The organism is Microvirga soli (genome assembly GCF_016734765.1).
In the GTDB taxonomy this organism is placed as follows: Bacteria; Pseudomonadota; Alphaproteobacteria; order Rhizobiales; family Beijerinckiaceae; genus Microvirga; species Microvirga soli.
The window spans coordinates 225,971-244,515 of the sequence record NZ_JAERQE010000001.1; the positions used below are offsets into that span (position 1 = coordinate 225,971).

Consider the following 18,545-nt stretch of genomic DNA (forward strand, 5'->3'; position numbering starts at 1 on the left):
GCCGGCTGTGAGGCCGGCCCTGTTCAGCTACGGTCTTACTGCCCGAGGCTTGCCGCCTCGACGGTCTCAACCTTGCCACCCTTGACCACGCCGACAACGATGTTGGCGTTGGTGCCGCCGCGATCATCGACACTGGTGATGCGAGCGGGGTTCTTCTCCGCCGGCAGCTTGCCATAGGCCTCGCTGAGCTTAGCGTGGATCGCCTTCGGGTCGGAGACGCTGCCGGAGAGCTTCATAGCCTCGGCCACGGCGTTCAGGGTCGAGTAGTGGTAGGAGGCTTCTGTGCCCGGGTTGCGGTCGTAGAGCTTCTTGAACTTCGCGATGAAGGCTTCCGTGCCTGGACGCTTGTCATAGATCAGCGGCAGAACGCCAACGGAGCCTTCCAGCATGTCCATGCCGCCGGTGACGGCTGCCATCTCGTCGAGCTTGGCCTGATCCATCACGACGAAGCCGCCCTTAAACCCGAGCTCGCGCGCCTGCTTGGCGACGAGAGCCGTCGGCTCGGAGGCGCCGCCGACGAACAGCACATCGGGGCTTGCCGCTAGCACCCGGCTCACGCCGCTGTAGAAGTCCGTGTCCTTGTTGTAGGACATCGGGTTCTCGGCCACGATCTGGCCTCCGGCCTTTGTCCACGCCGGCCCGAAGAGCTGCGCCCAGGCCTTCGCATAGTCATGATCGCCGCCGGCCATGGCGAGCTTCTTGCCGAAGGTCTTCATCTGCACGCTGATGAAGGGCTGCACGTAGCCCGCGAAGGACGGCGGAATGCGAAGGGTCAGCTTGTTGCCGCGCTCCGTCATGTTCGGCACGCTGGTATAGGCGCCGAGAATGAAGTTGTCCTGCTCGTTGAAGGCCTGGATCGCGAAGGCACCGCCGGAATGGGGCGTGAACACCATCGGCGTGTTGTTCTGCGCCTTGAGGCGCTTGGCGTTCACAGCCGCCTCGCTGGGCGAGTACTTGTCGTCGAGCGCCACGATGTTGAACTTGTACTTCTTGCCGCCAACATCGAAGCCGCCGGCATCGTTGATCTCCTTCGCGGCCATCTCGAGGCCGACCAAGGTGTTCTTGCCATAGAGCGCAGCGCCGCCGCTGAGCGGACCGGTATAGCCGATATTGACTGTCTCCTGAGCCGATGCGGCGGAGGCGAATCCAGCCGCGAGCGTCACTGCGCCGGCGGTGTGAACCAGGTGTTTCCAAAGAGCCATTTGTTTTCCTCTCCTCTTGTTCTTTCTTCATGGGGCGGGAGTTCGACCGTGATCGACTCCCGTCTCTTTAGTTGGCGAACCTTTTGAGCTCGCAGGCTTCCACAACCGGCGCCGGATCAGGCGCCGATATAGGCTTTCCGAACACGTTCATCATTGAGCAGGGTGTCCCGGTCGCCTTCCATGACGATCCGGCCGCTCTCGATGACGTACGCGCGATGGGCGATCTGCAGGGCCGCATAGGCGTTCTGCTCCGCGAGCAGCACCGTCGTGCCCTTGTCGTTGATTGCCTTGATGACGCCGAGCACCTGCTTGACCACCAGAGGCGCAAGGCCGAGCGACGGCTCGTCAAGGAGCAGGACCTGCGGCCGGCCCATGAGAGCGCGTCCGATGGCCACCATCTGCTGCTGGCCGCCACTTAAGGAACCGGCTATATCGTGCCGCTTCTCGTGAAGAATCGGGAACATCTCGAAGACCTGATCGAGGATCTTCTCGGATTCCTTCTTATCCTGGCGATGAACATAAGCGCCGAGAAGCAGGTTCTTGCGCACCGACATTTCGGGGAAAAGCTTGCGCCCCTCGGGGCAGTGCACCACCCCTGATTGGACGATCTGGGAGGGTTTCCGCCCGGCGATGTTCTGGTCCTTGAACCAGATATTGCCGCGGCTGAGCTTGCGCAGTCCGCTGATGGCAAGGAAGAGGGAGCTCTTACCAGCACCATTGGCACCGAGCATCACCACAAGTTCGCCGGGCTCTGCATGGATCGAGATTTCGTCGAGCGCCCGGAAGCTGCCGTAGTTGAGCTGTGCTCCCTCAAGCCGCAGCATAATCAGCTCCCAGGTAGGCCTCAATGACGCGCTGGTCGGAGCGGATCTGCGCCGGCGTCCCTTCGGCGATCATCTCGCCGTGGTCGAGCACCACGATCTTGTCGGCAAGGCTCATGATCATGTCCATCTTGTGCTCGATCAGGCACACGGTCAGGCCTTTGCGGATCATCTTCCGGATAAGTTCGGCCAAGCCTAGCGTTTCCTCCGGGTTGACGCCGCCGGCGGGCTCGTCGAGCAGAACGATCTTCGGATCGGTGGCGAGCGCCAGAGCAAACGCAACGCGCTTGCGCTCCTCCTGCGAGATATCCGCCGCCAGATGGTGGGCTACCGAGGAGAGGCCGACAAAGTCGAGCACTTCCTCGGCCTTGGCGCGGCAGCGGTGCTCGTCCTCTTTCAGGCGGCCCGTGTTGAACACCACGTCCCAGAAGGTGGATGTGGTGCGCAACCGATGCCCGACGATCAGATTGTCGAGCACCGTCGCCTTGTCGAACAGGGTGGTCGACTGGAAGGTGCGCGCGACGCCGAGCCTCGCCACCTGATCGGGCCTGAGGTTCGTCACGTCCTGCCCGTCGAAGATGATGCGCCCGGAGGTCGGCTTGTGGTAGCCGCTCACCAGATTGAAGAAGGTGGTCTTGCCAGCGCCGTTGGGGCCGATGATCGCGTTGATACGGTTCCTCTCGAAGGTGGTGGTCACGTCACGCACGGCGGTCAGGCCGCCGAAGCGCTTGGTCAGGCCCTGGATCTCAAGCATTGGTGCCGACCTCCTGCTGCTGGCCGATCACGGATCGCTGAAGGCGTCGGTCCTGCATCGAGGCTGCGGCCCGCCGCGCCTGCCGTTCGCGCCAATACCCGATAAGGCCCTGCGGGAAGAACATGACCAGCAGGATCAGGAGCGGGCCGAACACGATCATCCGGAAATCCTGCAGGAACTGCAGCGACTGCGTGAGCCAGGTGAGCAGGATCGCCCCGAGCAGCGGCCCGAACAGGGTGCCGATGCCGCCCACGAGGATGAAGGCGATCATGTCGAAGGTGTGGCTCTCCAGCGCCATGGCCGGGCCGATGAAGCGCACGAAGCCGGCATAAAGCGCACCGGCCATTCCGGCGTAGAAGGTGGAAAGCACGAAGGCGAGAACCTTGGTACGCATCAGGTTGATGCCCAGTGTCTCGGCAAGGTCCTCACCGTTGCGGATGGCGATGAAGGCGCGGCCGAGCAGCGAATGCACGATCCGGCTCATCAGCCACAGGCTCACCACGAGGAAGAACAGCACGAGGTAGTACTGCGACCACGTGTTGTCGAACCGGATCGGGCCGATGCCGGTGGGCGCCGGAATGTCGATGATGCCCACCGTTCCATGAGTCAGCACATCCCATTTTTCGATGATCAGATAGATCATGAAGCCGACGCAGAGGGTGAAGATCGAGAAGAAGTGCCCTTTCAGGCGCAGCGAAAGAAGACCGGCGAAGAAGCCGACGATCGCGCTCAAGATTCCAGCGATCACGAAGGCGATCCAATAGGGCACGCCGTAATCGACGGTGAGGATGCCGACCGTGTAGGCGCCGATGGCCATGAAGCCCGCATGCGCGAGGTTGAGCTGGCCCGTATAGCCCAGGATGAGGTTCAGGCCCACTGCGGCGATCGCCATGATGTAAGCGAGCGACATCACGTAGATGTAATAGTCGTTGGCCGCGATCATCGGGAAGGCGATGGCCAGAAGCAGCAGGACGGCGAGAAGAGGCTTTTGCCAAGTCTTCGACATCATGCCCGGGCTCCGCTGGGAAACAGGCCCTGGGGCCGGAACGACAGGATCAGGACGAGGAGCGCAAAGGCGATGATGTCCTTGTAGTTCGTGGAGACGTAAAAAGCCCCGAAGCTCTCGGCGAACCCGATCACGAGACCGCCGACGATGGCCCCCGGGATGCTGCCCATGCCGCCCAGGATGATGATCACGAAGGCCTTCATGATCACGAGATGCCCCATGGAGGGATAGATCAGGTTGATGGGAGCAAAGAGCGTCGCGGCCACCGCGGCTAGAGCGCCGGAAATCGCGAAGGTGAGAACGGAAACCTTCGTGGCGTCGATGCCGACCAGGGAAGCGCCTTCCCGGTTCTGCGCCATGGCAATGATCGTGGAGCCGGTGAGCGTGCGGGTGAGGAAAAGGTGGAGCACGAACATCAGGCCGAACGCCGCCGCGATGATGATCAGGCGCTGCGCGGGCGCGACGAGATCGAAGAGGCGCACGATCTGCGGATAGGGAGGAGCGAGACGGTGGAACTCCGCACCCCAGATTGCCTGAATGCCCGCTTCCAGAAACAGGAGAAGGCCGATGGCGGCGATCATGTCATGCAGGGGCGGCGCATTTCTGAGGCGATGGAAGATGAGCCGGTCCGACAGAACCGCGAGAAGGGCCACGATGAGCGCCGCTCCGGCCATGGCAACCCAATAATTCGCGCCGAGCGAGCCCACGAGATAGAAGGCCATGTAGGCGCCAACCATATACAAGGCGCCATGGGCGAAGTTGGGGATGTGGAGAATCCCGTAGACGAGCGTGAGACCAAGGGCCACGAGCGCATAGACGCTTCCGAGCGTCAGCCCGTTCAGAACCTGCTGAAAAAAGATATTCAAGGAGCCGCGTCCTCCTCCTGGGCTCCGGGCTCCCGTGCTCGACCGCGATTTCCCGCCTGGCTAGGGCAGGAACTGAGGACCTGTGACTTGCGGCACCGGACCCTCAAACCGGACAAACCAGGCTCCTCGGATCGTTTCCTCTCGAATGAACGGTACGGTCCTTTTCAGACTCACACCGCCGGCAGGGCTTCATTGGCCCTGTCCTGTGTCTGAAGGGAGACTGACACGAGACCATGGCCTCGTCAACGGATCATGGAAGCCGAATTGCACCGATTTCCGGCAGCCTCGGATTCACCCTCGACACTCTCTTAGAATAACGGGTACAGTCGAAGAGTTGCATGCGCGGCATCGCTCCCGGGACCAATTCGTGCTAGGAGCTCAACCATGGGCGGCCCTGAGCCTGCCCTCGGGCCAGGAGCCACGAAACTACCATGACGCCGACCTCCAACGCTCTTCCGCGCCAGACCAAGCGGTTCGAGCAGAAGCGACAGGCCATCCTCGATGGGGCCGTCCAGCTCTTCAATCAAAAGGGATTGAAGGGGACGACCCTGGCCGATGTGGCCCGGAGCGTCGGGCTGATCACCAACAGCGTCACCTATTATTACCGCAAGAAGGAGGAGCTGGCGACGGCCTGCCTCCTGCGCTCCATCGAAGCGCTCGATGCGCTCATCGCCGCTGCCCTGCAACGGGAGACGCCGGAGGAGCGCCTGCGGACCATCCTGCGGCTGTATTGCGAGCGGCTCGCGGAGAGCGCCTCGGGAGACCGGCCGCCGCTCATGAGCTTCAGCGACATGCGGTCACTGACCTCTCCCCACGTGGAGCTGGTGTTCGATACCTACAACCAGATGTTCCGGCACCTGCGCAGCCTGTACGATCTCGATGGTGCGCCGCCCCTGAGCCGGGCCCAGAAGAATGCGCGGGCCCATCTGCTGATCTCGGTCATGCACGGCGTCCGGCACTGGATCGACCATTACGAGCCCCAGGATTACCGGCGCGTTGCCGACAGGATCGGCGATATCCTGATCCACGGGCTCGCAACCCCGCAATCGGCATGGCGCCCCGCAGTGCTGCCGCAGATGATGTGGCCCTCGGTTGAGGAGGTTTCGCCCGAGGCGTTCCTGCGCTCGGCCACCATCCTGATCAACGAGCAAGGCTACCGGGGCGCCTCCGTGGAGAAGATCTCAGCCCGGCTGAACGTCACCAAGGGGTCATTCTATCATCACAACGACAACAAGGACGATCTCGTAACCGCCTGCTTCGAGCGCACCTTCGCGGTGGTGCGGCAGGTCCAGCAGGCCGCAGAAGCGGATGGGGCGACGGGCTGGGATCGTCTTTGCGCCGCAACGAACGAGCTGATCCGCTACCAGCTGTCCGATCAGGGTCCGCTGCTGCGCATCTCCGCCTTCAGCGCCCTCCCGGAAGCCCTGAGAGGCCCAACGAAGCGCACCATGGACCGCTTGGCCCAGCGCTTCAGCAGCTTCGTGGTCGACGGCATGGTGGATGGCTCGATCCGCCCGCTCGATCCGTTCGTAGCCGCTCATGTGGTAGACAGCGCCATCAACGCGGCAGTGGAGCTCGAACGCTGGATTTCAGGCGTCACACGCGAGACGGCGGCGGATATCTACGCCAGGCCGCTGTTCATTGGCGTATTCTCGCCGGAGGCGGAAGTCGAAGCCCAGCCGGCGAGCACGGCGCGCAGCGCCGCGACCAGCGCGAGAGGCTGATCGATCGGCACATGGTGGTAGGCCTCGGGGATGTCGATCACCGGGGTACCCGGCGGCAGAATGTTCCGCATGCGCGCGATGTCGCCCGCCTGCATCAGGGTGGAACGGGCGCCCAGCAGGACCGCGAGAGGACATTTCGGAGCTGACAGGGCTGGAGCCGGGTCTTCCCATTCATAGTCTCGCCACAGAAACGGATCGAAGCGCCAGGTCCAGCCGGATTCCTCTGCGGTCTCGACCTGCGTCAGCGAGGTTCGGGCGATGAAGTCCGCGATGAAGAGGTTCTCGCACGGCTGCGCAGGCACGAGCCGGAAGCGCTGCAGGGCCTCCTCCAGCGTCGGATAGATCTTGTGGGGGCGCATCTCCCAGGCGGCTCCCTTCTCCTTGCGCTCCTTGCGACGCTCGGGGGAGAAGATCGGCGTGTCGATGATGATCCCGCCGCCCAGGCGCTCCCCGTGCTTTGCGGCGGCTTGGATGATGGGAAAGCCCCCGAAGGAATGGCCGATGAAGACGGGCTTGGTGTCGCTGTCGAACAACCCTGTCGCCTCGGCAACCGTCATCGCCTCCTCGACGAAGATGTCGAAGGAATAGCGCTCGCGCCGGTCCGACCCGCCCATGCCCGACCAGGAGAGGGCCGTGCAGCGATACGCGTTTGAGAAGAACGGCGCGATGAAGCTCCACCAATCCGCATGGGCCCCGTTGCCGTGCAGGAACAGGAGACCCGGCCTGCCGCGCTCACCCCAGGTGAGCGTCTCGATCCGGACGCCCGCCGCCTCGGTGAAGCCCCGCTCCGGCGCATCCGCGAGTGCCTGATCGAACCAAGCCGGCGCGCCTGGTCGCGCACCGGCCAGGGGTGCAAGCAGCGTTTGACGCCGCGGGCCAGGAGCCGTGTCGTTCATGACGGGCGCGCTCCTTGTTCAGATATCGCGAAAGCCCTTGCCATCGGCAACGAGGCGTTCCAGCAGGGCAGCAGGTTTGAAGTCTGCCCCGTACTGTGCCTCGTAGGCGCGCAGCCTCTCGAGCACTTTGCCCAAGCCCACCTGCTCGCCATAGAACATCGGCCCGCCGCGATAGACCGGCCAGCCATAGCCGTTGATCCACACGATATCGATGTCGGAGGAGCGGATGGCGATGCCCTCCTCCAGGATCTTCGCGCCCTCGTTGATCATCGTGTAGACGCAGCGCTCCAGGATTTCCTGATCGGAGATCGTGCGCCGCTCGATGCCCTTCTTGGCCGAGAGATCGAGAATAATCTGCTCCACGAGCTTGGACGGCTTGGCGTTACGGTTCTCGTCGTAATCGTAGAAGCCGGCACCCGTCTTTTGGCCGCGTCGGTCCTGCTCGCAGAGGATCTCGCGCGCAGTCTCGCCCTTCGAGGTCTCACGCGACCAGCCGATGTCGAGGCCGGCGAGATCGGCCATGGCGAAGGGGCCCATGGGGAAACCGAACTCGTAGAGGACGCGGTCCACATCCCACGGCATGGCGCCCTCAAGAATCAGGCGGTTGGCCTCGCGCTGGCGCGGCTCGAGCATGCGGTTGCCGACGAAGCCGTGGCAGACGCCCACCAGCACGGCGATCTTGCCGATCTGGCGGCCGAGCTGCATGGCGGTGGCGATGACCCGCTTGTCGGTCTTCTCGCCGCGTACGACCTCCAAAAGCCGCATGATGTTGGCTGGCGAGAAGAAGTGCATGCCGAGCACGTGTTCCGGCCGCTTCGTCATCGCGGCAATCTCGTTCACGTTGAGATAAGACGTGTTGCTGGCGAGAATCGCGCCGGGCTTGGCGATGACATCGAGCTTGGAGAAGATCTCCTTCTTGATCGCCATGTTCTCGAATACGGCCTCGATGATGAGGTCGCAATCGGCCAGATCCTCCATGTTGAGGCTGCCGGCGAGAAGCCCCATGCGGCGCTCCACGTCCTCCATGCTCATGCGGCCCTTCTTGGCCGTGCTCTCGTAGTTGCGGCGGATCACACCCAGGCCCCGCTCTAGGGCCTCGGGCTTCGCCTCGACAATGGTGACGGGCAGCCCCGCATTGGCGAAGTTCATCGAGATGCCGCCGCCCATGGTGCCGGCGCCGATGACGCCAACCTTCTTGACGGCCAAGGTCGGTGTGTCGTCGGAGATGTCCGGGATCTTCCAGACCCGGCGCTCGGCAAAGAACACGTGGCGTTGGGCCGCCGATTGCTCGCCGTTCACGAGCTCCTGGAACAGCTGGCGTTCCAGCTTGATGCCCTCATCGAACGGCAGGTTCACGGCCGCCTCGACGCAGCGGATGTTGTATTCCGGCGCCTGGAAGCCACGGAACTTGCGGGCATTCGCCTTGCGGAATGCGTCAAAGACCTCCGGCTTGCCCCGGGCTGCCGCAATCTTGTCGTCGAGATCGCGCACTTTCTTCAGCGGCCGGTTCTCGGCAACCACCTTGCGCGCGAAGGCGATGGCGCTCGCCAGAAGATTACCCTCGTCCACGAGTTCGTCAACGATGCCCATCTCCTTCGCGGCTTTTGCCGAGACCGGGCTGCCGGAAGTGATCATGTCCATGGCGCGTTCCGGCCCGACTAGGCGCGGCAGGCGCTGCGTTCCGCCGGCGCCCGGCAGCAGCCCGAGCTTCACTTCCGGAAAGCCGCATTTCGCGGAAGGCACCGCCACGCGATAATGGCAGGCGAGCGCCGTCTCCAGCCCGCCGCCGAGCGCCGTGCCGTGGAGGGCGGCGACCACCGGCTTTGATGAGGCCTCGATGAAGTCCACCACTTCCGGCAGCATCGGCTGCTTCGGCGGCTTGCCGAACTCGCTGATGTCGGCGCCGGCAAAGAAGGTGCGGCCTTCGCAATGCAGCACCACGGCCTTGACGCTCGCGTCAGTGCCGGCCTGTCGAATGCCTTCCACAATGCCCTCACGCACCTGTGCGGAAAGCGCGTTCACGGGAGGCGAGTTGACAGTGAGCACGGCGATCTCGCCGTCGCGTCTCAGGTCGACGACGGGATTGATGCGGGTTGCGGAACTCGTCTCGGCCGCGATGCTCATGATGCTCTCCCCTGATTCGGTGCGCTTGTCTTGAAGACGTGTCTTAGTAGATCTCGAAAAGACCGGCAGCCCCCATGCCGCCGCCCACGCACATGGTGACGACGCCGTATTTCGCGCCGCGGCGCTTGCCCTCGATCAGGATATGCCCGGTCATTCGCGCACCCGACATGCCATAGGGGTGGCCGATGGAGATGGCGCCGCCGCTCACATTGAGCTTCTCGTTGGGAATGCCGAGTCGGTCGCGGCAATAGAGCACCTGGCAGGCGAAGGCCTCGTTCAGTTCCCAGATGTCGATGTTGCCCACCGTCAGGCCATGCTGCTTGAGCAGCTTCGGCACGGCGAAGACCGGTCCGATGCCCATCTCGTCCGGATCGCACCCGGCCACCGCCATGCCGCGATAGGCGCCGAGCGGCTGCAGGCCGCGACGCTCCGCCTCCTTCGCTTCCATCAGAACGGCCGCCGAGGCGCCGTCCGACAACTGCGAGGCGTTGCCGGCCGTGATGAAGCGTCCTTCCTTCACGCGCAGCCCATCCTTGAACACGGGGTTCAACGCCTGCAGATCCTCGAGCCGCGTCTGCGGGCGGTTGCCCTCGTCCTGCGAAAGCGTGATCTCCCGCTGGGAAGTGGCGCCGCTCGCCTTGTCGACCACGACCATACGCGTCGTCATGGGCACGATCTCGGCGGCAAAGCGCCCTTCGGCCTGGGCCTGGGCGGTGCGCTGCTGCGACTGCAGGGCGTATTCGTCCTGGGCCTCGCGGGAGATCCCGTAGCGGTCGGCCACGGTCTCGGCAGTCTCCAACATGCTCATGTAGAGCGCCGGAACCGTCTCCACGAGCACGGGATCCTTGGCGCGGTAGCGATTCGCATGCTCGTTCTGGACGAGCGAAATCGATTCGAGGCCGCCGCCCACCGCGATGCCGATTCCGTCGACGACAATCTCCTTGGCGGCCGTCGCAATGGCCATGAGGCCGGAGGCGCATTGCCGGTCCATGCTCATGCCGGCGACGCCGGTCGGCAGGCCCGCGCGCAGGGCGGCCTGACGGGCGATGTTCGATCCGGTTGAGCCCTGCTGCAGCGCCGCGCCCATGACGACATCGCCGATCTCGCCCGGATCGATCCCGGCACGCTTGACCGCCTCGGCAATGGCATGGCCGCCCAGCGCCTGGGCCTGGGTGTCGTTGAAGGCGCCGCGATAGGCCTTTCCGATGGGGGTGCGGGCCGTGGAAACGATGACAGCTTCACGCATCTTGGGATCCTCCCTGGATCGCTGGGGCGGTTGCCACCCCTTCATTCCAAGCCACCCGGCGCCGGCGGCGGCGAGCGCTCCTGACCTTGTCTGGTGCTATTAATGACAAAAGCGGTATGTTTTTGTCTAGCCCAAATCCTTTTGAAAATATGATGAAATTTCACGTCGCTATAGTTTTTCGAAAAATCGGCTTGCATCTGGAACCGACGCGGATACCCTACCTTCAACAAATAGGACACGCTTTCTGGGGAGGAAGCGAAGGATGCTGGCCCTACTCAGCAAACAGCCGGGCGGACCTGAGTCGCTCGTGCTGGAATCCGTAGCCGAGCCCAGCCCGAAGCCGGGCGAAGTCCTGCTGGCCGTCAAGGCCTGCGGGGTGAACTACCCCGACGCGCTGATCATCGAGGATCGCTATCAGTTCAAGCCCGAACGCCCCTTCGCGCCGGGCAGCGAGGTCTCCGGCATCGTCGAGGCGGTGGGAGAAGGCGTATCGTTCCTGAAAGCCGGCGACCGGGTGATCGGCTCCTGCGGCTGGGGCGGCATGGCCGAAAAGCTCGCCCTCTCGGCCGACCGCTGCATTCCAATGCCGGATGCCATGCCCTTCGACGAGGCAGCCGCCTTCGTCATGACCTATGGCACCTCCTATCATGCCCTCAAGGACCGGGCGCAGTTGAAGGCGGACGAGACCCTGCTGGTGCTGGGCGCGGCCGGAGGCGTCGGGCTTGCAGCCGTAGAACTCGGCAAGGCCCTGGGCGCGAAGGTGATCGCCGCTGTCTCCTCGGACGAGAAGGCGGCACTTGCGAGAAAGCACGGCGCCGACGAGAGCATCGTCTACGCGTCTGGCCCCTTCGATAAGAACGGCCTCAAGGCTCTGTCTGAACAGTTCAAGACCGTATGCGGCCCAAACGGCGCCGATGTGATCTATGACCCTGTGGGCGGCGACTACTCGGAAGCCTCCTTACGCGCCATCGCCTGGGAAGGGCGCTTCCTCGTGGTCGGATTCCCGGCCGGGATTCCGAAGCTTCCTCTCAACCTGCCGCTCCTGAAATCCTGCCAGATCGTCGGCGTGTTCTGGGGCGCCTTCGCCAAGCGCGACCCGAGGGCCAATGCGGCTAATTTGAGAGAGCTTCTCGATCTCTATGCAGGTGGAAAAATCAAACCAGTGATTTCCGAGCGGGTGCCCCTGGCCCGGGCCGGTGAGGCCATCGCGGCCTTGAGCGCACGCAAGGCTCTTGGCAAGATCGTCGTCACCATGAATCGGGCGGACGCACCATGAGCCGGACGGCCTTTCCCTGGGAGCGCTCCTATCCGCCGGGCGTCCGGTGGGATGCTCCCATCGTGCCGTCGACGCTGCCCAAGCTGCTGGATGAAGCGGTGACGGCCTATGGCGACAGGCCTGCCATCGAATACCGGGACAGGCACATCAGCTACACCGAGATCGGCCGCCAAGCCGATGCCTTCGCTGCCGCCCTCCTCAGCTTACCCACCAATGCTACTGGAGCGGTTGCGCTCTATCTGCCGAACACGCCCTATCATCCGTATGCCTTCTTCGGCGCAACGAAGGCCGGGATCCGTCTCGCTCACTTGAGCCCGCTCGATGCCGAACGGGAGCTGGCGCACAAGCTGCACGACAGCGGCGCGCGTATTCTCGTGACGACCAATCTCGCCAGCATGCTGTCCATGGCGCTCAAGCTCCTGGACGGCGGCCATGTGGATCGGTTGATCGTCGGCGAGGACGCCATCTGGGGACCGTGCCCGGCGCCCACGATGCCGATTCCCGAGCGGTCCGATGTCATCACCTTCGAAGCCTTCACGCGCGATGCGGCGGTGCCGCCGCAATGGCCTGGGATCACGCCGGACGACATCGCTCTGCTGCAATATACCGGCGGCACCACGGGGACGCCGAAGGGCGCCATTCTCACCCATGGCAATCTGACAGCAGCAGTCGCCATGTATGAGGCATGGTTCGGCCCGCAGCTGAACACGCGCCCTGGCGAGCAGAAGGTGATCTGCGCCCTGCCGCTGTTTCACATCTATGCGCTGACCACGATCCTGCTGCGGCAGATCAGGAACGGCAATGAGATCCTGCTGCGCCTGCGCTTCGATGCAGAGACGACGTTGCGCGACATCGAGGTGAAGCGGGCAACCGCCTTTCCGGGCGTTCCCACCATGTGGATTGCGCTGGCGCACTATCCAGGGATCGAGAACCGCGATTTCTCCTCCATGATCCATTGCAGCTCCGGAGGAGCGCCCCTGCCGGTCGAGATCGGGGAGCGTTTCCATCGCCTGACCGGTCAGCGTCTCCTTGGCGGCTGGGGCATGACGGAGACGTCTCCCGCCGGCACGAACCTGCCGCTGAAAGGACCGCCGAAGCCGGGCTCCATCGGCATTCCGATGCCGGGGGTCGAGCTCGACATTGTGTCGCTCGAAGAACCCCGCCGGGTGCTCGGGGTGCGCGAGACCGGCGAGCTTCGCATCCGGGGCCTCAACGTCAGCCGCGGCTACTGGAACAAGCCGAAGGAGACGGCCGAGGCCTTCACTCCGGACGGCTTTCTCACCGGCGATATCGGCTACAGAGACGAGGACGGCTACTTCTTCATCGTCGATCGTCGCAAGGACATGATCATATCCGGCGGCTTCAATGTTTACCCGCAGATGATCGAGCAGGCGGTCTACGAGCATCCACAGGTCGAGGAAGCTCTCGTGATCGGCATCCCGGACCCCTATCGGGGCGAGGCCGCCAAGGTGTTCGTGAAGCTGAAGAACGGCGCGCCCGGTTTCTCCCTGGAAGACCTGCAGGCGTTTCTCGCCGACAAGATCGGCAAGCACGAAATGCCCGCGGCTCTGGAAATCCGCGACGCGCTTCCACGCACCTCCGTCGGCAAGCTGTCGAAGGTGGAGCTGCGCGATGCTGAGCGACGCAAGGCGGAGAACGCCGCGCCATGACCCGTCCCCACTTCCTTCGTTTCTCTGCTTAGAGGATATCACCCATGGATCTGCGCTTCACCGATGAGGAGCTCGCCTTCCGCGACGAGGTTCGCGAATTCTTCCGCACCGCCCTGCCGGGCTCGATCCGCCGCAAGATGATCGAGGGTCATCACCCGAGCAAGGACGACCTCGTCACCTGGAGCCGCATCCTCAACGCCAAGGGCTGGGCTGTGCCACATTGGCCGGTGAAATGGGGCGGCACCGGATGGAGCCCGGTGAAGCAATACATCTTCCGCGACGAGCTGCAGCAGGCACCGGCCCCTGAGCCGCTGGCCTTCGGAGTCAGCATGGTCGGGCCCGTGATCTACACCTTCGGCAACGAGGATCAGAAGCGCCGCTTCCTGCCGCGCATCGCCAATCTGGACGATTGGTGGTGCCAGGGCTTCTCGGAACCGGGCGCCGGCTCCGACCTCGCGTCGCTCAAGACCACGGCTAAGCGCGAGGGCGACCACTACATCGTCAACGGCCAGAAGACCTGGACCACGCTGGCCCAGCATGCGGATTGGATCTTCTGCCTCGTGCGCACCGATTCTGCCGTGAAGAAGCAGGAGGGTATCTCGTTCCTGCTCATCGATATGAAGGCGCCGGGCATCACCGTGCGGCCAATCCAGACCATCGACGGCGGGCACGAAGTCAATGAGGTGTTCCTCGATGACGTGCGCGTGCCGGTCGAAAACCTCGTCGGCCAGGAGAACAAGGGCTGGGACTATGCCAAGTTTCTGCTCGGCAACGAGCGCGTGGGAATCGCCCGTATCGGCATCTCGAAGGCGCGCCTGAAGCGCGTGCGGGAGCTCGCAAGCCTGGAGCGCATCGGGGACATTCCGCTGATCGAGATCCCGCGCTTCCGCGAGAAGCTCGCCGCCGTCGAGGTGGAGCTGAAGGCGCTGGAGATGACGCAGCTGCGCGTGGTGGCAGCCGAGAGCCGGCGCGAGAAGGGCAAGCCCGATCCGGCTTCCTCGATTCTCAAGATCAAAGGCTCGGAAATCCAGCAGGCCACGACCGAACTGCTGATGGAGGTCGTCGGCCCCTTCGCCATGCCGTACCATCCGGAGGAGGAAGGCCGCAACGAGCCCACGGACGGACCGGATTGGGCGAGCACCGCGGCGCCAACCTATTTCAACTGGCGCAAGATCTCGATCTACGGCGGCTCGAACGAAATCCAGAAGAACATCATCGCCAAGGCGATCCTGGGGTTCTGAAGACGAATGTCATCCCCGGCGCACGCAGTGCGGGAAGGGGATCCACCCGCACACTCGAATTGATGGATTCCCTTCCCCTCCGCTGCGCTCCGGCCGGGAATGACAAGGAGACAAGACATGGACTTTGATCTCAGCGAAGAACAGCGCCTTCTGAAGGACAGTGTTGATCGCCTCATGGCGGATCGCTACGACTTCGAGAGCCGCCAACGTTATGCCAAAGAGCCGGAGGGCTGGAGCCGGGCATTGTGGAGCGCCTATGCGGAACTCGGCCTCCTCGCGCTCCCCTTCGACGAGGCCCATGGCGGCTTCGGCGGCGGGCCGGTGGAAACCATGACGATCATGGAAGCCTTCGGACGCTCGCTGGCGCTCGAGCCCTATCTCGCCACGGTTATCCTCGGCGGCGGTCTGCTGCAGCACGGCGGCAGCGAGGAGCAGAAATCCACCTATCTGCCCCAGATCGCATTGGGTGATCTTCGCCTCGCCTTCGCCCATACGGAGCGGCAATCGCGCTACGACCTCTTCGACGTCGGCACGACGGCACAACGTGACGGAGGCAGCTTCGTTCTCAACGGGCAGAAGAGTGTCGTGCTGCACGGCGACAGCGCCGACAAGATCCTCGTGACGGCGCGCGTCGCCGGCTCGCGCCGCGATCGCGATGGCATCGGGCTCTTCCTCGTCGATGCGAATGCGCCTGGCGTTTCTCGTCGAGGCTATCCGACGCAGGATAGACAGCGTGCCGCCGAGGTGACGCTGGAATCCGTGCGTGTCGATGCCGAGAGCGTCATCGGAAACCCTGAAGGCGCCCTGCCCGTCGTGGAGAAGGTGACCGACATTGCCATTGCGGCCCTTGCGGCCGAAGCCATTGGCGCCATGGACGAGATGCTCAAGCTCACGGTCGATTACCTCAAGACCCGCAAGCAGTTCAACGCCACCATCGGGTCGTTCCAGGTGCTGCAGCACCGCTCCTCCGAGATGTTCATTGCGCTTGAGCAGGGGCGCAGCATGGCGATGTTTGCCGCCATGATGGCGCAGGAGCAGAATCCCGAAGAGCGCCGCAAGGCGATCTCGGCCGCGAAGGTGCAGATCGGCCGCTCAGGCCGCTTCGTCGGGCAGCAGGCGGTCCAGCTGCATGGCGGCGTCGGCATGACCATGGAATACAAGGTCGGCCATCTCTTCAAACGCGTGACGATGATCGACACCCTGTTCGGCGATGCCGATCATCATCTCTCCAAGCTGGCAGAAACCGGCGGCCTCATCGCAGCCTGACAGGAGATCTCGATGCTGTTTCCCATAAGCCCAAGGGCCGAGGACCTGCGCCACCGCGTCACGGAATTCATGGAAGCCCATGTCTATCCGGCGGAAGAGATCTTCGAGCAGCAGCTCAACGCCATGGCCAACCGCTGGGGCGTGGCGCCGGTCATGGAGGATCTTAAAGCGCGCGCCAAAGCTCAAGGGCTGTGGAACCTGTTCCTGCCCAAGCGCCACTATCCTGATTCCCTGACGAATCTCGAATACGCCATGGTGTGCGAGATCATGGGGCGCTCACCCATCGGGGCCGAGCCGTTCAACTGCTCCGCGCCCGATACGGGCAACATGGAAACGCTCATCCTCTACGGCACGCAGGAGCACAAGGAGCGCTGGCTCAAGCCCCTGATGGACGGCGAGATCCGCTCGTGCTTTGCCATGACCGAGCCGGAGGTGGCCTCGTCGGATGCCACCAACATCCGCACCGAGATCCGCCGCGAGGGCGACGAATACGTGATCAACGGGCGCAAATGGTGGACCTCCGGCGCCATGGATCCGCGCTGCAAGATTGCCATCGTCATGGGCAAGACGAACCCGGATGCGCCCAAGCACCAGCAGCAATCGATGATCCTAGTGCCGATGGACACGCCCGGCGTGACGGTGGTTCGTCCGCTCACGGTGTTCGGCTACGACGATGCACCGCACGGCCATGCGGAGGTTCTGTTCGAGAACGTGCGCGTGCCCGCCTCCAACATCCTGCTCGGTGAGGGACGCGGCTTCGAGATCGCGCAGGGACGCTTGGGTCCTGGGCGCATCCATCACTGCATGCGCTCCATCGGCTTGGCCGAGCGAGCCTTGGAGACGATGTGCAAGCGGGCCCTGTCGCGCAGCACCTTCGGCAGACAGGTGGCCGACCATGGCGTGTCGCGCCACTGGATTGCCGAGTCGCGCATGGAGATCGATCAGGCGCGCCTGTTGACGCTTCAGGCCGCGCGCATGATGGACGAGGTCGGCAACAAGGCGGCGCGTGCCGAGATCGCCATGATCAAGGTGGTGGCGCCGAACGTGGCGCAGAAGGTCGTGGATCGAGCCATACAAGTCTGCGGCGGCGGTGGCGTATCCCAAGACTTCCACCTCGCCTATGCCTATGCCCGCGCCCGCGTGCTGAGACTCGCGGATGGTCCCGACGAGGTGCATCGCGAGACTGTGGCCAAGATCGAGCTCGCGAAATACAAGTTGGCCGACCGGCCGCACAATGCAGGGCCTGCCGCATGACGAATCCCTTCGATCTCACCGGAAAGGTCGCCATCGTCACCGGCTCGAGCCGAGGCATCGGCCGCTCCATCGCAGAGACCATGGCGTCGCTCGGCGCGAGGGTCGTGGTGTCGAGCCGCAAGATCGAGGCTTGCGAGCCTGTGGTCGAGGACATCCGTGCAAAAGGCGGCGAGGCGATTGCCATCCCTTGCAACATTTCGCGCAAGTCCGAGGTCGAAGCGCTCGTGGCCGGTACGCGGGAACGCCTGGGGCCAGTCGACATCCTAGTCTGCAACGCCGCCGTCAATCCAGTCTACGGCCCCATGAGCAGTCTCAGCGACGAGGCCTTCGACAAGATCATGGGCGCGAACGTGAAGAGCAATCTCTGGCTCTGCAATCTCGTCATCCCGGAGATGGCAGAGCGTGGTGGCGGGGCTGTCGTGATCGTCTCGTCGATCGCGGGCCTGCGCGGCACGGGCGTGATCGGCGGCTACGGCATCTCGAAGGCGGCGGACTTCGCGCTTGCCCGCAATCTCGCGGTGGAATGGGGCCCGCAGAACGTGCGCATCAACTGCATTGCGCCAGGCCTGGTCAAGACGGATTTCGCCCGCGCCTTGTGGGAGGACCCGCAGGCCCTGGAGCAGCGCAACAGCCAGACGCCCTTGCGCCGGATCGGCACGCCCGACGAAATCGGCCCCGTGGCGGCCTTCCTGGCCTCGTCGGCATCGAGCTTCATGACGGGACAGATTGTGGTCGTGGACGGCGGCGTCACGATTGCATGACAAAGGTGGAACAGGAGGGGCGCGATCCCGTTCCACTCCTGATTTCATCAGCGACGTGAGCCCATGGGAAACCTGCTTCGCATCATCCTCGCCATCCTCCTGCCCCCGGTCGGCGTGTTCTTCACCGTGGGCCTCGGTGGCCAGTTCTGGCTCAACATCCTGCTGACCATCCTGGGCTACATCCCCGGCATCGTCCACGCGGTCTGGATCATCGCGCGGCGAAGCCCACCGCAATATCGCTGAGGCCCTTAGCCTTCCCTGGTGCTGGAGCGCACACCGTAGCATGGGTCATCCGAACAGAGTTCATGTTCGGCCGTTTCTCTCATGCAGGCAGCGAGACGCTCGCGCCTCGGTGAGAGCAGAGCTTGATGACGATTTTCGATCCCATCTCCGGCCGTCAGGTCACGGTTGATCTTTCAGAAAAACCATGCCGGCCCA

Annotated in this window: 16 protein-coding genes; 8 read left to right on the forward strand and 8 right to left on the reverse strand. The window is 63.7% G+C overall.

What is annotated here, in order from left to right; all coding sequences use genetic code 11:
* Positions 1-35: 35 nt before the first annotated feature.
* The 5 genes from JKL45_RS00985 to JKL45_RS01005 all read right to left on the reverse strand — a co-directional run bounded on the left by JKL45_RS00985 (position 36) and on the right by JKL45_RS01005 (position 4,649).
* Positions 36-1,202, reverse strand: coding sequence for an ABC transporter substrate-binding protein (locus tag JKL45_RS00985; protein WP_201859243.1), 1,167 nt, complete (start codon positions 1,200-1,202; stop codon positions 36-38).
* Positions 1,203-1,318: 116 nt separating this feature from the next.
* Positions 1,319-2,026: an ABC transporter ATP-binding protein gene (locus JKL45_RS00990; RefSeq protein WP_201859244.1), complete on the reverse strand. Its 708-nt coding sequence runs from the start codon at positions 2,024-2,026 to the stop codon at positions 1,319-1,321.
* Positions 2,013-2,777, reverse strand: coding sequence for an ABC transporter ATP-binding protein (locus JKL45_RS00995; RefSeq protein WP_201859245.1), 765 nt, complete (start codon positions 2,775-2,777; stop codon positions 2,013-2,015). Before JKL45_RS00995 ends, JKL45_RS00990 begins: the two co-directional genes overlap by 14 nt.
* A complete protein-coding gene (locus JKL45_RS01000) occupies positions 2,770-3,786 on the reverse strand; it encodes a branched-chain amino acid ABC transporter permease (RefSeq protein ID WP_201859246.1) in 1,017 nt (338 codons plus the stop codon). The genes JKL45_RS00995 and JKL45_RS01000 overlap by 8 nt, the downstream gene beginning before the upstream one ends.
* Positions 3,783-4,649: a branched-chain amino acid ABC transporter permease gene (locus JKL45_RS01005; RefSeq protein ID WP_201859247.1), complete on the reverse strand. Its 867-nt coding sequence runs from the start codon at positions 4,647-4,649 to the stop codon at positions 3,783-3,785. Before JKL45_RS01005 ends, JKL45_RS01000 begins: the two co-directional genes overlap by 4 nt.
* Before the next feature lie 431 nt (positions 4,650-5,080).
* Between JKL45_RS01005 and JKL45_RS01010 the strand changes: the two genes are divergently transcribed.
* Positions 5,081-6,373, forward strand: a complete 1,293-nt coding sequence (locus JKL45_RS01010) for a TetR/AcrR family transcriptional regulator (protein ID WP_201859248.1) — start codon at positions 5,081-5,083, stop codon at positions 6,371-6,373.
* On the opposite strand, the gene JKL45_RS01015 is transcribed toward JKL45_RS01010, so the two are convergent.
* From JKL45_RS01015 to JKL45_RS01025, 3 genes are all read right to left on the reverse strand, one after another.
* Positions 6,271-7,269 (reverse strand): alpha/beta fold hydrolase, encoded by a 999-nt coding sequence (locus JKL45_RS01015; protein WP_201859249.1) that lies wholly within the window; start codon positions 7,267-7,269, stop codon positions 6,271-6,273. The two genes, JKL45_RS01010 and JKL45_RS01015, sit on opposite strands and share 103 nt — an antisense overlap.
* Before the next feature lie 18 nt (positions 7,270-7,287).
* Positions 7,288-9,357 carry a 3-hydroxyacyl-CoA dehydrogenase NAD-binding domain-containing protein gene (locus JKL45_RS01020; protein ID WP_201859398.1) on the reverse strand — a complete coding sequence of 690 codons (2,070 nt, stop codon included), beginning with the start codon at positions 9,355-9,357 and terminating at the stop codon, positions 7,288-7,290.
* Positions 9,358-9,436: 79 nt separating this feature from the next.
* Positions 9,437-10,639, reverse strand: coding sequence for an acetyl-CoA C-acyltransferase (locus tag JKL45_RS01025; protein WP_201859250.1), 1,203 nt, complete (start codon positions 10,637-10,639; stop codon positions 9,437-9,439).
* A 262-nt stretch (positions 10,640-10,901) separates the two neighbouring features.
* Between JKL45_RS01025 and JKL45_RS01030 the strand changes: the two genes are divergently transcribed.
* From JKL45_RS01030 to JKL45_RS01060, 7 genes are all read left to right on the forward strand, one after another.
* On the forward strand, positions 10,902-11,915 hold the full coding sequence (locus tag JKL45_RS01030) for an NADPH:quinone oxidoreductase family protein (RefSeq protein ID WP_201859251.1): 1,014 nt from the start codon (positions 10,902-10,904) through the stop codon (positions 11,913-11,915).
* Positions 11,912-13,585 (forward strand): dicarboxylate--CoA ligase PimA, encoded by a 1,674-nt coding sequence (pimA, locus tag JKL45_RS01035; RefSeq protein WP_201859252.1) that lies wholly within the window; start codon positions 11,912-11,914, stop codon positions 13,583-13,585. Before JKL45_RS01030 ends, pimA begins: the two co-directional genes overlap by 4 nt.
* A gap of 44 nt (positions 13,586-13,629) precedes the next feature.
* Entirely contained in the window at positions 13,630-14,826 is a 1,197-nt protein-coding gene (pimC, locus tag JKL45_RS01040; protein ID WP_201859253.1) for a pimeloyl-CoA dehydrogenase large subunit, read from the forward strand.
* A 117-nt stretch (positions 14,827-14,943) separates the two neighbouring features.
* Positions 14,944-16,092, forward strand: a complete 1,149-nt coding sequence (locus JKL45_RS01045; RefSeq protein WP_201859254.1) for an acyl-CoA dehydrogenase family protein — start codon at positions 14,944-14,946, stop codon at positions 16,090-16,092.
* A 12-nt stretch (positions 16,093-16,104) separates the two neighbouring features.
* Entirely contained in the window at positions 16,105-17,346 is a 1,242-nt protein-coding gene (locus JKL45_RS01050) for an acyl-CoA dehydrogenase family protein (RefSeq protein ID WP_201859255.1), read from the forward strand.
* Entirely contained in the window at positions 17,343-18,107 is a 765-nt protein-coding gene (locus tag JKL45_RS01055) for an SDR family NAD(P)-dependent oxidoreductase (RefSeq protein ID WP_201859256.1), read from the forward strand. Before JKL45_RS01050 ends, JKL45_RS01055 begins: the two co-directional genes overlap by 4 nt.
* A 63-nt stretch (positions 18,108-18,170) precedes the next feature.
* Entirely contained in the window at positions 18,171-18,350 is a 180-nt protein-coding gene (locus JKL45_RS01060; RefSeq protein WP_201859257.1) for a YqaE/Pmp3 family membrane protein, read from the forward strand.
* Positions 18,351-18,545 lie beyond the last annotated feature (195 nt).

Excerpts from the sequence above, each read along its gene's own strand:
- JKL45_RS00985 (WP_201859243.1), bottom strand. The coding sequence starts at position 1,202 with ATGGCTCTTTGGAAACACCTGGTTCACACCGCCGGCGCAGTGACGCTC.
- JKL45_RS00990 (WP_201859244.1), bottom strand. The coding sequence starts at position 2,026 with ATGCTGCGGCTTGAGGGAGCACAGCTCAACTACGGCAGCTTCCGGGCG.
- JKL45_RS00995 (WP_201859245.1), bottom strand. The coding sequence starts at position 2,777 with ATGCTTGAGATCCAGGGCCTGACCAAGCGCTTCGGCGGCCTGACCGCC.
- JKL45_RS01000 (WP_201859246.1), bottom strand. The coding sequence starts at position 3,786 with ATGATGTCGAAGACTTGGCAAAAGCCTCTTCTCGCCGTCCTGCTGCTT.
- JKL45_RS01010 (WP_201859248.1), top strand. The coding sequence starts at position 5,081 with ATGACGCCGACCTCCAACGCTCTTCCGCGCCAGACCAAGCGGTTCGAG.
- JKL45_RS01015 (WP_201859249.1), bottom strand. The coding sequence starts at position 7,269 with ATGAACGACACGGCTCCTGGCCCGCGGCGTCAAACGCTGCTTGCACCC.
- JKL45_RS01025 (WP_201859250.1), bottom strand. The coding sequence starts at position 10,639 with ATGCGTGAAGCTGTCATCGTTTCCACGGCCCGCACCCCCATCGGAAAG.
- JKL45_RS01030 (WP_201859251.1), top strand. The coding sequence starts at position 10,902 with ATGCTGGCCCTACTCAGCAAACAGCCGGGCGGACCTGAGTCGCTCGTG.
- pimA (WP_201859252.1), top strand. The coding sequence starts at position 11,912 with ATGAGCCGGACGGCCTTTCCCTGGGAGCGCTCCTATCCGCCGGGCGTC.
- pimC (WP_201859253.1), top strand. The coding sequence starts at position 13,630 with ATGGATCTGCGCTTCACCGATGAGGAGCTCGCCTTCCGCGACGAGGTT.
- JKL45_RS01045 (WP_201859254.1), top strand. The coding sequence starts at position 14,944 with ATGGACTTTGATCTCAGCGAAGAACAGCGCCTTCTGAAGGACAGTGTT.
- JKL45_RS01050 (WP_201859255.1), top strand. The coding sequence starts at position 16,105 with ATGCTGTTTCCCATAAGCCCAAGGGCCGAGGACCTGCGCCACCGCGTC.
- JKL45_RS01055 (WP_201859256.1), top strand. The coding sequence starts at position 17,343 with ATGACGAATCCCTTCGATCTCACCGGAAAGGTCGCCATCGTCACCGGC.
- JKL45_RS01060 (WP_201859257.1), top strand. The coding sequence starts at position 18,171 with ATGGGAAACCTGCTTCGCATCATCCTCGCCATCCTCCTGCCCCCGGTC.